The sequence below is a fragment of the Devosia sp. FJ2-5-3 genome (assembly GCF_029201545.1).
Classification (GTDB): Bacteria; Pseudomonadota; Alphaproteobacteria; order Rhizobiales; family Devosiaceae; genus Devosia.
The window spans coordinates 2,637,080-2,649,958 of record NZ_CP104007.1 but is presented as its reverse complement, the minus strand read 5'-3'; the positions used below and the strand labels follow the sequence as shown (position 1 = coordinate 2,649,958).

The 12,879-nt window shown below is 62.2% G+C and carries 11 protein-coding genes; 3 read left to right on the top strand and 8 right to left on the bottom strand.

Features of this window, described 5'->3' with window-relative positions; genetic code table 11:
- Nucleotides 1-453 (bottom strand): hypothetical protein, encoded by a 453-nt coding sequence (locus tag N0P34_RS12770; protein ID WP_275603616.1) that lies wholly within the window; start codon nucleotides 451-453, stop codon nucleotides 1-3.
- On the opposite strand from N0P34_RS12770, the gene N0P34_RS12765 reads away from it, so the two are divergent.
- From N0P34_RS12765 to N0P34_RS12755, 3 genes are all read left to right on the top strand, one after another.
- Nucleotides 452-2,050 carry a GMC family oxidoreductase gene (locus N0P34_RS12765; RefSeq protein ID WP_275603615.1) on the top strand — a complete coding sequence of 533 codons (1,599 nt, stop codon included), beginning with the start codon at nucleotides 452-454 and terminating at the stop codon, nucleotides 2,048-2,050. The two genes, N0P34_RS12770 and N0P34_RS12765, sit on opposite strands and share 2 nt — an antisense overlap.
- 135 nt (nucleotides 2,051-2,185) lie before the next feature.
- Nucleotides 2,186-2,950, top strand: a complete 765-nt coding sequence (locus N0P34_RS12760; protein ID WP_275603614.1) for an SDR family NAD(P)-dependent oxidoreductase — start codon at nucleotides 2,186-2,188, stop codon at nucleotides 2,948-2,950.
- A complete protein-coding gene (locus tag N0P34_RS12755) occupies nucleotides 2,947-3,669 on the top strand; it encodes an SDR family oxidoreductase (RefSeq protein WP_275603613.1) in 723 nt (240 codons plus the stop codon). Before N0P34_RS12760 ends, N0P34_RS12755 begins: the two co-directional genes overlap by 4 nt.
- 206 nt (nucleotides 3,670-3,875) lie before the next feature.
- Here N0P34_RS12755 and N0P34_RS12750 read toward each other — a convergent pair whose 3' ends face one another.
- From N0P34_RS12750 to N0P34_RS12720, 7 genes are read right to left on the bottom strand one after another with little or no spacing between them, the layout of a single operon-like run.
- Nucleotides 3,876-5,549 carry a M14 family metallopeptidase gene (locus N0P34_RS12750; RefSeq protein ID WP_275603612.1) on the bottom strand — a complete coding sequence of 558 codons (1,674 nt, stop codon included), beginning with the start codon at nucleotides 5,547-5,549 and terminating at the stop codon, nucleotides 3,876-3,878.
- A gap of 8 nt (nucleotides 5,550-5,557) precedes the next feature.
- Nucleotides 5,558-6,586 (bottom strand): ABC transporter ATP-binding protein, encoded by a 1,029-nt coding sequence (locus tag N0P34_RS12745; protein ID WP_275603611.1) that lies wholly within the window; start codon nucleotides 6,584-6,586, stop codon nucleotides 5,558-5,560.
- Nucleotides 6,583-7,629, bottom strand: a complete 1,047-nt coding sequence (locus N0P34_RS12740) for an ABC transporter ATP-binding protein (protein ID WP_275603610.1) — start codon at nucleotides 7,627-7,629, stop codon at nucleotides 6,583-6,585. Before N0P34_RS12740 ends, N0P34_RS12745 begins: the two co-directional genes overlap by 4 nt.
- A gap of 1 nt (nucleotide 7,630) precedes the next feature.
- Nucleotides 7,631-9,031, bottom strand: coding sequence for a dihydroorotase family protein (locus N0P34_RS12735; RefSeq protein WP_275603609.1), 1,401 nt, complete (start codon nucleotides 9,029-9,031; stop codon nucleotides 7,631-7,633).
- Nucleotides 9,031-10,455: a hypothetical protein gene (locus N0P34_RS12730; protein WP_275603608.1), complete on the bottom strand. Its 1,425-nt coding sequence runs from the start codon at nucleotides 10,453-10,455 to the stop codon at nucleotides 9,031-9,033. The genes N0P34_RS12735 and N0P34_RS12730 overlap by 1 nt, the downstream gene beginning before the upstream one ends.
- Nucleotides 10,455-11,636 (bottom strand): pyridoxal phosphate-dependent aminotransferase, encoded by a 1,182-nt coding sequence (locus tag N0P34_RS12725; RefSeq protein ID WP_275603607.1) that lies wholly within the window; start codon nucleotides 11,634-11,636, stop codon nucleotides 10,455-10,457. Before N0P34_RS12725 ends, N0P34_RS12730 begins: the two co-directional genes overlap by 1 nt.
- Nucleotides 11,636-12,871 (bottom strand): amidohydrolase family protein, encoded by a 1,236-nt coding sequence (locus N0P34_RS12720; RefSeq protein WP_275603606.1) that lies wholly within the window; start codon nucleotides 12,869-12,871, stop codon nucleotides 11,636-11,638. The genes N0P34_RS12725 and N0P34_RS12720 overlap by 1 nt, the downstream gene beginning before the upstream one ends.
- Nucleotides 12,872-12,879: the final 8 nt, after the last annotated feature.

Sequence of the window (12,879 nt, the reverse complement as noted above, 5' to 3'; positions counted from 1 at the left end):
TTAGAGTCTCCTTTTTCCGGATTGATTGGCGATGACGGCGTCAAGCAGCGTCGGGTCGAAATGGGCTGACGCTTCGCGCGGTGCTGCGTCGGCGAGGGCGCGAGTGCGTTTCTGGGCTTCTTCTGTGCTGTAGAAGAAGGTCATGAGGTCGCCGTAGAGACGCTTGAAGAGCGCCGGGTGGGCGGCTTCAAAAGCTGCGACGAGGGCGGGCCTTGCTGAAGTATCGGCCGACGAAATGCTGTTTAGTGCTTCTTTCAGAGAATTCTTGTCGGCCTCGTTGAGTGTTTCTGCAATCTGTTTTGAATACAGCTCAACAAACTTAGAGTAATCAGCAGTATTCTTGCATTCTGGAATCAATTCAGAATGCAGTATAGCTAGATTTGAAGCGTTGAAATCTGAATCTGAATTAGGTATGGCGGTCATACGAATTCCATTTTGATTGAGCTTTTTCATGAAAGATCTGAATGCCGATGTGGTGGTGATCGGGGCAGGGCCCACCGGCGCCGCTGTTGCCTGGCGCCTGGCCAGCCAGGGTGTGGATGTGATCTGTATCGACCGGGGCGAGTGGTTCGACTACGAGGCCATTTGCCGGGATGCGGCGGACTGGGAGGGGCGCCGGGGGAGCGTATTGCACTCCAATCCGAACGTGCGTCGTGGCGCCTATGACTACCCGGTCGATGATGTCGATACGCCCATTAAGCCTATGATCGGCAACGGTATTGGCGGGAGCTCGGTGTACTGGTCGGCCCATGTTCCGCGGTTCCGGCCGGAGGATTTCCGGGTCAAGACGCTGGATGGCGTGGGGGACGACTGGCCGGTGGCCTATGAGGACCTGGCGGCCTATTACCAGCTCAATGAAGACCGCTGGGGCGTGGCGTCCTGGCCGGGCGATCCCTCGGCTGCGCCGCACGCCGAAAACGCCCTGACGCTGCCTACGATCGGCGCGCACGGAACAAAAATCGCTAGGGTATTCAACCAGTTGGGCTGGCACTGGTGGCCGGTTGATCTGGTCGTCGGCCGGGATGGCGACGCGCCCGAGAACGGCCATTGCACCCATATCGGCCCCTGCGATCTGGGCTGTCCGAGCCGGGTGCGGTCCGGCGCCGACAGGGCGTTTGCCAAGGAAGCGGTGGCATCGGGCGCGCGCTTCGTGACGGGCACGCGGGTTCTCAAACTCGAGCATGATGCTAGCGGAATGATAACATCTGCGCTCTGCAGAAGTGAAAGTGGCGACTTCCGCGTTACCGGTAAGCGCTTCGTCATCAGCGGCAATGGCATGGGCACGCCGCGCCTCCTGCTGCTGTCGGCCTCCGAGATGTTCCCGGACGGTCTCGCCAATAGCTCGGGCCTCGTCGGCCGCAATCTGATGCTGCATCCCTATGCCCGCGTCGACGGTCATTTCGAGGAGCCGGTCGGCGCCTGGGTCAGCGGGGAGAAGGCGGGGCTGGTCTCGTTCGAGTTCTACGCCACGCGACCCGAGCACGATTTCAAGCGCGGCCTGAAGTTGCAGCTGACGGGCGGGCCGGGTCCACTCGCGCTGGCGAAGGGTGCGGTCTATGGCAAGGCGCTGCCCTGGGGAGCAGGACACCATGAAGCGTTCGAAAAGCGCTTCGACCATGTCTGCGGCTTCACCGTCTGCGCCGAGGATCTGGCCGAGCTGCACAACACCATCACGCTGTCGAGCGTGCTGAAGGACAGCGACGGCCTGCCGGCCCCGAAGATGACCTACACGCTCTCCGAAAACTCGCGAAAGATTCTCGACTTCGGGATGGAGCGGGCGGAGGAGGTGTTGCGGATGGCCGGGGCGACGGAGATCTTCGAGACGCAGCTCAGGGCAGAAGCCGGATTCCACATCATGGGCACCGCGCGCATGGGCGAGGACGCCAAGACTTCCGTGGTGGATCCCTTCGGTCGCTGTCACGACGTCCCCAACCTCTACCTCGCCGATGCCAGCGTCTTCGTCACATCCGCGGCCATCAACCCGACGGCGACTGCGCAGGCCCTTGCCCTCAGAACCGCTGACCACATCGTGGCGACCCGCCACGCTTGATCAAAACGAGGCGCCGGCACATAGGTCGGCGCCTGTTCCCGGTGCACTGTGACGATTTTGCGTTTGTAATACAAGTATACAGTAGACTATCTTGGCGGGAATGTCGGCGAGAGACGCTTTGGAAGGGAAACTGCCTTGAGACTGAACGGCATGGTTGCCATCATCACCGGTGGCGCGAGCGGCATGGGGCGCGACACGGCGCTGCTATTTGCCAAGGAAGGGGCATCTGTCGTTGTCGGCGACGTCGACCTGGATGGCGGTGCATCGCTGATTGCCGAAGTCGAGGCCGCAGGCGGCAGGGCGGCGTTCCAGCGCACCGACGTATCGATCGAGGCGGATGTCGCGGCGCTCGTAGCTCTGGCCGAAAGCAAATACGGCAAGCTCGACACCATCTTCAACAATGCCGGCATCGAACAGCCGGTGACCCCCTCCGACCAGATCAGCGAAGAGCTGTTCGAGCGGGTGATCGACATCAACCTCAAGGGGTGCTTCTTCGGCTGCAAGCACGCCCTCCCGGCGCTGTTGCGCAATGGCGGCGGCACCATCGTCAATAATTCCTCGGTCAGCGCCTTCGCCAATGTGGGCGGCAACCTCTCCTATGCCGCCTCCAAGGGCGGCATCATGTCGATGACGCGCGTTATCGCGATCGAATATGCAGCGCGAAACATCCGCTGCAATGCCATCAATCCCGGCGTGATCGATACCAGCATGAACCGCCGCAATCTCGACCTTGCCGTCGACAAGGAAGCGGTGGAGCAGAAGTGGCGCTCGATCACCCCGCTGGGGCGCATGGGCACCGGCAATGAAATCGGCGAGGCGGTTCTGTTCCTCGCTTCCAAGCAATCGTCCTTCGTGACAGGCATTGGCCTTGTCATCGACGGCGGAAGGATCGCGACATGAGCGGCAAGCTTTCAGGAAAAATCACAGTCGTCACCGGCGCTGCGCGTGGCCTCGGCCGCGCCATTGCCCAGCTCTATGCAGCGGAAGGCGCGATCGTCTATGCGCTCGACGTGCTGGAGAACGAACTGGCCCCTCTCAAGGACCTGCCCGGCGATATCCGTCCGATGCGGCTGGACCTGACTGACGGTCCCTCGATCGGCCCCGTCTTCGAGGCGATCGAGAAGGAAGCCGGCCCCATCGATGTGCTGGTCAACAATGCTGGCATCATCTTCTACAAGCCGGTCGAGAGCGTCACCATCGAGGATTGGGATCGGTTGATCGGCGTCAACCTCAAGGGGGCCTTCATCTGCGTCAAGGCCGTTGCGCCGTCGATGAAGGCCCGCAAGTCGGGCGCCATCATCAATGTGTCGAGCAATGCGGGCATTGTCGGCGATATCGACGAGTCCACCTATTGCGCGTCGAAGTTCGGCATCGAAGGCCTGTCGCGCGCACTCGCCAAGGAATTCGAGCCCTACAATGTCTCGGTAAACATCGTGACCCCTGGTCACCCGATGCACACGCCGATGAGCGAGACGACCTATTCGGAAGAAATGCGCAAGATCTGGAAAGACCCGATCGAGCTGGCTCCGGCCTTTGTTCACCTGGCCTTGCAGGATGCCAAGGGGCTCAATGACCAGCGGATTCGCGCCTGGGATCTGGTGGTCGAACTGCAGGGCTAAGGCCTACTTCTATTGCGTCTCAGAACGGGGAGATGGCTCGCCGAGCCCGTTGGAGACGCTCAACATACCTCATCTCCTGAGGACTTCAGGGACCCTTCGGGGTCCCTTTTTTTATTGTCCAAGGTCCTAAGGCACCATGCAAATAAAAAGGCCCCGGACCGAAGTCCGGGGCAAGTGGGACGGGAAATCACTTCGCTGGAAATGCTCTATGAAATCTTGTGAACGGCGCGCTGGGTGCCGCCCTTTTGAGACTGGCTGGTGACCGTGATGGTGGCGCCGGCAGGGGCCCGAACCAGCCATTCGACCGGCTTGGCATTGGCAGTCCACTGCTGGCCCCAGGGGGACCAGGGGTAGAGGCGCTCATTGCGGCCAGCGAGGTTTCCGAGCTCGACCTTTTCAGGGTTCATGGCCAGCTCGCCGCCGTCGACGGTGATCGAGGCGACAACCGGCTTGGCAACCTTGTTGGTGATGGCCACGTCGGAGAGGTTGGTCGGCAGATAGCCGAAATTGCCAATTACGGCGCGCACCTTGTAGAGGTCGGCGCCCATGGGGATGACCGAAAGGTCTTCGATCTTGACCTGGGGCGCGGCAGCGGCGTGCTTGAGATTGAACAGCACGTTCTGGCGACAGATTTCCTCGAGCAGATTGCCGGGCGGATTGCGGTAGGTCCAGATATTGACCATGCCGCCGATTTCGACCTTGCCCAGCTGCGGGTGGTCAAAGCTCTTCCAGTCGCGCCAGCCCTTCTCGGCCATGTTGGCCTTGACGTAGTCGTAGACCTTCTGCTGGATTTCGGAATTGCGCGGGTAAAGGTTGTAATAGCCTTCCTTGGGCACGCCGGCGGTGCGCTCGAGGTCCCAGAGTTCCGTGCCGAAAGAGATGATGCCCATCTCCTCATAGGTCCAGTCCATGAGACCGCCGCGACGCACGACGGATTTGTCGGGCGTGAACTCTTCATAGATCGAGACGGTGGGGTAGCCGGTGAGCTCGGTGCCGACCTTGCCGATCTCCTTGTAGAGATTCATGTCGCGGGCGCTCATGGCGCTGTCCGGCTTGGTCATGGACGGGCGGAGGATGATGCCGCCATGGGTGTGATAGGCGCACATGCCGCAGATATTGGGATGGGCCAGGATGAACTTGGCCATGCCGAAGGCTTCGGGCTCGGAGAGCGGGTGCTCGCCGGCGCCATATTCCTGGGGCGACCAATTGGTGGGGAAGTTGCGGTTCATATTGCCGTCGAAAGGCTTTTCGACCGGCACATTGACGCCGTTGTAATTGCGGATCGTGCCTTCCGGGTACATGCGGTAGTATTCGCCGCCTTCTTCGCCCGGAGCGCGCTGGATCATGATGTCCGGATTGTTGGCATCCTTCTTCCACTCGCCCTTGGGATCCGGGACGCGCATCCAGACAATGAAGCCGTCGCCATCGATATCTTCGGGGATCAGGCCTTCGATGCGATCTGCGCCGGGCATGAAACGGCCATTGCCGCACCAATTATAGTAGGGCGAGACCAGGGACAGCTCGGCCCCATCCGGATTGATGCGCGGCAGGATATAGAAGGTCTGGGTGTCGACGAGGCGGGTGACTTCCTCGTCCTTGCCATACTGGGTGAGGAGGTGGAACACGGCATAGAGCGCGGTCGCGCTGGTGGCGTGCTCCTCGGCGTGGATCTGGCCGTCGATGTAATAGCCAGGCTTCTCGTCGAGCGGGCCGGTTTGCTTATTGCCGATCTCGATCAGCCAGACGTCGCGGCCCTCGAAGGACTTGGCCAGCGACGACATGGTGGCAAGGTTTGGATGGGCCGCGACCAGCCGCTCAAGGGCGGCGGTCATTTCGGCATAGGTGTAGTAGCGATCGAAGTGGACGTCCAAGTCGGTCATGACAAATCCTAGAGCGCGACAGGCGCGGCATTGCCCTGGGGGGCGGTTCGGATACAGGCGCTGAAATGGCCCGGCGAGATCTCGACGGGTTCCGGCACGACCTTGGCGCAATCCTCGATGGCCAGCGGGCACCGTGTGCGGAAGACGCAGCCGGAGGGCGGGTTGATCGGGCTTGGGATGTCACCGGTGAGGATGACACGGTCTGGCCGGTGGCGCTTGTCCGGGTCAGGCACGGCCGAGAGCAGGGCCTTGGTGTAGGGATGGTTCGGGGTCGAGTAGAGTTTGCGCGTGGGCGCGATCTCCATGATGCGCCCAAGATACATCACGATCACGCGGTCGCTGATGTGTTCGACCACGGCCAGATCGTGGGCGATGAACAGCATGGTGAGGTTGTATTCCGCCTTGAGGTCCTCAAGCAGGTTCACCACCTGTGCCTGGATCGACACGTCGAGGGCCGAGACCGGCTCGTCGGCGACGACGAATTCGGGCTCTACCGCAAGCGCGCGGGCAATGCCGATACGCTGGCGCTGACCGCCCGAGAATTCATGCGGGAAGCGGTCGAGATAATCGCCGGAAAGTCCGACCTGCTCGAGCAGCTTGACGATGCGGTCTTCGCGCTCCGAGGGGGCACCGATATTGTGGACCGACAGGGCATGACCGAGGACCGTGCGGATCTTTTCGCGCGGATTGAGGCTGGCATAGGGGTCCTGGAAGACGATCTGCATGCGCTTGCGGAAGGGCCGCATCTGCGCGGGCGGCAGATGAGTGATGTCGTTTCCGTCGAACTCGATCTTGCCGCCGCTGGGCTCGACCAGCTTGAGCAGGGTGCGGCCAACCGTGGTCTTGCCCGAGCCGGACTCGCCGACAAGGCCGATGACCTCGCCGCGCTTGATGGTGAAGGATACATCCGAGACCGCGCGGACATTGTTGACCACGCGATTGAAGATGCCGCCCTTGATCGGGAAGAATTTTTGCAGGTTCGTGATCTGAAGCAGATCGCCGGCCTGGGCAGGATTTGGCTTTGGATTGACGCTCATGCGCTTGCCCTCGTCGGCAGGTTGAGTTCCTTCCAGCGGATGCAACGGACGCTGCGGCCGCCTTCGATTTCCTCGAGCGGCGGCTCTGCTGCGGCGCAGCGTTCCTCTGCATAGGCGCAGCGCGTGCGGAAGCGGCAGCCGCTGGGGAGTTTGGTGAGAAGTGGGACATAGCCGGGGATGGCCTGGAGCCGGGTCTTCTCCTCGGCGCCCATGCGCGGGATCGACTGCATCAGGCCCGCTGTATAGGGCATCAGCGGCTGGCTGAAGATTTCCTCGACTGTGCCGGTCTCGACGACCTGGCCGGCATACATCACCACGACGCGCTGGGCCATTTCGGCCACCACGCCCAGATCGTGGGTGATGAACACGATGGCCATGCCCAGACGCTCCTGCAGATTGCGCATGAGGTCGAGAATCTGGGCCTGAATGGTCACGTCGAGCGCGGTGGTCGGCTCGTCGGCGATGAGCACGCTGGGCTCGCAGGCGAGCGCCATGGCGATCATGGCACGCTGGCGCATGCCGCCGGACATTTCGTGCGGGAACTGGGTGGCGCGACGGGCGGGTTCGGGAATGCCCACGATCTGGAGCATTTCGATGGCGCGCTTGTTCGCCTCGGCCTTCGAGACCTTCTCGTGCTCGATGACCACTTCGGCGATCTGCTGGCCGATCGTGTGCACCGGATTGAGCGAGGTCATCGGCTCCTGGAAGATCATGCCGATGTCGTTGCCGCGAATGGCGCGCATTTCGCGGTCGGTGAGCTTGGCCAGATCCTTGCCGCGGAGGCGGATTTCGCCGCGGGAGATCTGCCCGATCTTCTTGGGCAGGAGCCGCATGATCGAAAGGCTGGTCACCGACTTGCCGGAGCCCGACTCGCCCACGATGGCGAGCGTTTCGCCGGCCTTGACGGTGAAGCTGACGCCATCGACGGCGCGAACGGTCTGGCCTTCCCCGACGAGGAAAGTGGTCTGCAGATCATCCACCTCGAGCAGGGGAGCCCCTGGCGTCCCGGCGTTGGCAGTTTGTGTTGGAGGCGAAACACTCATGTCATGCGCTCATTCTGTTCAGGGCGGAGGTTCCGGTTGGCGAGGTATAGCGCCCCCAGCCGGGGGCACCGACGATGGACCCGTCGTATACGGTCTGGCCGTTGACGATGGTACGGGCAATTCGGCCGTTGTAGATCGCGCCGTAATAAAGCTGTGCGACCTCCTTGGCGAAAGTATGCAGCGTCTCCGGGCTGATCTCGGTCCTGGCGGCGAGATCGACGAGGATAAGATCGGCGTCGGCGCCGATCTCGATGCGACCCTTGGTGGTCAGACCGAAACGTTTTGCGGCATTTGCCGACAAGAGTTCAACCGCTTTCTCAAGCTTGATCTTGCCGCGGCTGACGGCGTCGAGCATGGCCGGGACCAGCACTTCGGAGCCGGGCGAGCCGGGCGGGGCGTCGACGAAATTGTCCTTCTTGGCCAGTTTTTCGGCATGGGAGAAGGCGGCGTGATCGGTGGTGACGTGGGTGATGACGCCGTCGGTAATCGCCTGCCAGAGCGCATCCTGGTCGGCCTGGGTGCGGACCGGTGGATTGATCTTGGCAAAGACACCGGCGCGGGCGACGTCCTCGTCGGTGCGGGTGAGATAATGCGGGCAGGTTTCGGCGGTGAAATCCGACGTGCCGGCGAAAGCGCGGAGGATCTTGATCGTCTCGGCGCTGGTCACATGGGCGATGTGCAGCTTGGCCTGGGCCTGGATGTTCATCGCCAGCAGCTTTGCGACAGCGACGGATTCGCAGATGGCTGGGCGGGCAGCGAGGTGGCTGGAGGCGAGGGAGAGATCGGCGCCTGCAAGGTCGCGTTCTGCCTGGGCGAGCAGTTGGGCGCTTTCGGCGTGGATGACGACCGGCAGTCCGGTCTTGGCGACGGCCTTGAGGGCGCGGAGCTGGTCGGCTTCGTCCGGGAAGGAGAGACCGAAGAATTCATCATCCCGGCCTTCGGGGGCAGGGGTGGTGAAGATCTTGTAGCCGATGATGCCGGCGGCGCGCATGGCCTCGACGCTGGAATCGGTCAGATCGCCCGGCGCGGCATAGAGACCGAAATTGATAAAGGCGTGCTCGGCAAAATGATCCCTACGCATCTCGACCTGCTCGGCCGAATTGCAGCAGGGCTTGCTGATCGGCATTTCGAACAGCGTGGTGATGCCGCCGGCGGAAGCGGCGCGCGTCTCGGTCTCGACGGTGCCGCGATCCGGGTAGGCGGGCGCACGGATGTGAAAATGGATGTCGATGGCACCCGGCAGCAAATGCTTGCCGGAGCCATCGATAATTGACGGGGCTGCGCCCTCCCCACGGGGGAGGAGCGCAGCGACCTGGCCAGATGAAATTGCAACATCGAGTTCCACAAGCCCCGATGGGGTGAGGACCGCGGCATTGCGGATTATCGAGTCGTAATTGGCCACTATTTCAGTCCCAACTCGGTCAGGGCATCGGCAACACCATCGAGATGGGTGAGGTGCATCGAGGCATAGTTGGGCGCCAGGACCACGCCGTGACCGCCAGCGCGGTAGGTGGCCATGACGGAGCGATAGGCGATGTCCTTGGTCATCTTGGCCGTTTCCGGCTTGGTGCGCGGCGCGTCGACGCCGAGACCCATATAGACCTTGGCCTTGCCCTCGACGCCGCGAACGGCATCTTCGCACTGGCCATAGACATAGGTGTCGGGGTCCATGCCCGCGGCGATGACCTGGCTGTGCGGCGCTTCCTTGAGACCGAGGACACGATAGAGCACGGCAGTCGCCTCATCGGCCGAGAAGTCACGCAGGATGGTCTTCTGGAAGAAGCCCAGTTCCTTGGTGAACACCTCGCCAGCCTGATGCTGGTAGGTGATCGGCTTGACGAAATCGGCGTAGCGGGTCTGCTCTTCCCACGGCCACTGGGCGCGGCGGAAGATGTTGAAGTGGTTGCGGTTCCAGACGTTGAGGCCGAACGGCATGCCGGGCTTGCACCACTTGACGAGGCCATAGAGCTCGCGGTCGAGATCCTTGTTCCGCTCCAGCCAGAAGCGCTCCCAGATCAGGGCTTCCGGATTTTCGAGCAGCTTGCGGATGAAGGTGATGAACGCTCCGTCCGCGAACGACTTGCCGGCTGCTGCTTCCTGCATAAAATCATAAAGGTTCAGCATGGCGCGGCGGCAGGACTCGACGTCGATGCCGCGTTCCATCGCCTCGCGACGGGCATGGGTCGAGAAATCGCCCGGCGCGCCGCCCTGGATCAGGGTATCGAGCGGCGAATTGCGCTCATTGCACCACATCACGCCATCGAGGTCGTAATTGCGCACCTGATCCTCGATCATAGAGAGGATCCAGTTGCGATAGTCCGGATGGCTGGTCGAGGGATCGCCCGTGAGGCGGCCGAAGATATCCACTTCCATGGCCTGGGCCAGATTGGGGATGTCGACCGTGTTGGTGGAGCCGTGGCCGGTATATTTGAAGAAGGGCTCCATCAGCTCGATGTAGACCTTCTGGCCGCGCTCATGGGCCTCCGGGATCACCATCTTGAGGATGTCCTTGCCCTCGAACTCGGGGTCGCGGGCGCGGTAATCCTTGATGAAGGTGCCGTTGTAATAGGCGGGGTTCGGCTGGAAATAGGCGCCGCCCTTCATGGCGAAGGGTTCTGGTACGCCATGGTCCGGCCAGCCGTCCAGCTTGTGCGAGATGGAGCGACCGGTCTTGAGGCCAAGCCAGGACACGGTGCCCAGCATCAGCACGTTGACGCCAACGCGATCCTTGAGGGTATCGAGGACGGTGTCGACGCCTTCGTCGAGGAAGCTGATCGGGCTGACCTGGATGCCGACGAACTTTTCGGCAGGATTAGGCTTGTTCATTACGAGGCGGCCTTTCCGTGACGGGCCATGAAGCCCTTCATGCGTTCGACGGCATCCTTGATGACTTCGAGCGGCTGCAGGAAGGACAGGCGGATATAGCTGGGGTCATGGTCGCCGAACATGGTGCCGGGGAACATCATGACGCCGGTTTCGCGCAGCAGCTTCTCGCAGAAGTCCGGGGTCGACATGCCGGTGCCGGCAACGTTGATGTAGACGTAGAAGGCGCCGCCGGGATTGCCATAGGTCAAGCCCATTTCGTCGAGTGCCGGCAGGAGGAAGGCGCGGCGTTCGGTATAGGCGTCGATCATGGCCTGGATCGGCTCCATCGGGCCGGTCAGGGCCGCGAGGGCGGCGTGTTGCGAGATCGTGCAGGTGTTGATCGAGAGCGTGTGGCGCATCTCGGTGACCTTGGTCACGAAGTCAGCAGGAGCGGCGAGATAGCCAACGCGCCAGCCGGTCATCGCGAAGGTCTTCGAGAAGCCGTTGAGCGTGATGGTGCGTTCCTTCATCCCCGGCAGGGTGCCGATGGAGAGGTGCTCGTTACCGTCATAGATGATCTGGGCGTAGATCTCGTCCGAGACGATGATGATGTCGTGCTTGATGGCCAGCTCGGCAATCTGGCGGATCACGGCCGGCGGGGTGACGGCGCCGGTCGGGTTGTTCGGCGAGACCAGCACGAACATGCGCGTCTTGGGGGTGATGCGCTTTTCGATCTCGTTGATGTCGAGCGCGAAATCGTCCTTCTGGAAGGTCGGGACGGGGACGGGCACGCCACCGGCAAAGTTGACGGCGGTGTCATAGGTCATGAAGCGCGGCGAAGTGATGAGCACTTCATCGCCCGGATTGATCAGCGCCAGCATGAGCAGGGTGATCGACTCCTGCACGCCGGCGGTGACGACGATCTCGTCGGCCGTGTGATCGAGGTTGTAGACGTCGGTGAGGTGCTCGGCGATGGCCTTGCGCAGCGCCGGAATACCGGTGGGGCCGGTATAGTGGTGCTGGTTCTCGTCAATGGCCTTCTTGGCCGCCTCGGCAATGTGCTTTGGCGTGTGGAAGTCCGGATCGCCGCGGCCCATGGCGATGACATTGTTCATGCCGGCCGCGATTTCGAGCATGCGCGAGCGGAAGGAGAGATCTTCCTCGACGATGCGGTTGGTCAGCTTGTTCGCGATGGCGCTCATCAGTGCATTCTCTTTCCGGCGATATAGGTTTCGTTGACGTGCTCGAGGGCGTAGAGGTCCTCGTCAGGCTTGCCGTCGACGATGATGAAGTCTGCTTCCTTGCCCGCTTCGAGCGAACCGATCTTGGCGTCGAGCTTGGAGAGCTGGGCGGCACGGATGGTCGCGGCGCGGATGGCGTCGAGACGATTGGGGCAGACGCCGACTTCGACCATGAACTCGAGTTCAGGGGCGAGCTTGTCGTGCTCCACGGCCGGGCTACCGGCGTCGGTGCCGAAGACGATCGGCACGCCGGCCTTGGCGGCACGGACAAGGCCATCGAAACGGGTCTTGTCGCCGACGGCGCGCTGGCGCTCGGCAATTTTCCACTCGGGAATGCCATAGGCGCGGGCGATTTCCGGCTTGGCCTGGAGGACCAGGGCCGAGAAGGTGGTGACGATCGGGATCTTCTTGTCGAGGAGGATCTGGATGGTCTCGTCGCTCATCGAGCCACCATGTTCGACGCAATCGACGCCGAATTCGGCCACGCGACGGATGCAGGCATCATAAGTGGCGTGGGCGGTGACGGGCAGCTTGTTACGGTGCGCTTCGTCGATCAGGGCCTCGAGCTCGGCATCGGTGAATTCGAGCGTATCGTGGCAGGCCATGATCTTGATCAGATCGGCGCCGCCCTTGACCTGGTCGCGGACTGCGCGGCGCATTTCGTCGGCGCCCGAGGCTTCGCGGCAGACCCAATAGGTGTGGCCGCCCGTCTGGATGATGGACTCGCCGCTCACCAGAAGGCGCGGGCCGGGGACGATGCCCTGGGCGACGGCCTGCTTGGCGAAGAGATTGGCATTGTGCACGCCAAGGTCGCGGACGAGGGTGATACCCGCGCGGAGCGACTTGAGCATGTTGCCCGCGGCCTTGTAGGCGCGGATTTCCGGGCTGTCATACATCGACTGGAAGGACAGCTCGTGGATGCCGTCCCAGCTCAGATGGCCATGCGACTGGATCAGGCCGGGGAGCAATGTCTTGCCGCCGGTGTCGCGGATGTCGAGGCCAGCTTCGGGCGTGCCCAGATCTGCCCGCGCCCCCACGCGCGTGATCTTGCCGCCACGAACTTCCATGAAGCCGTCTTCGATGACTTCGTCGCCAACTGCCGTGATGATACGGCCGAGCACGATCTGATCGACCGGCTTGTTGTCGAACATTGGCTTGATGATCTTGGTGTAGTGCCAGAACGGCGGTTCAGCCATGTCACGTC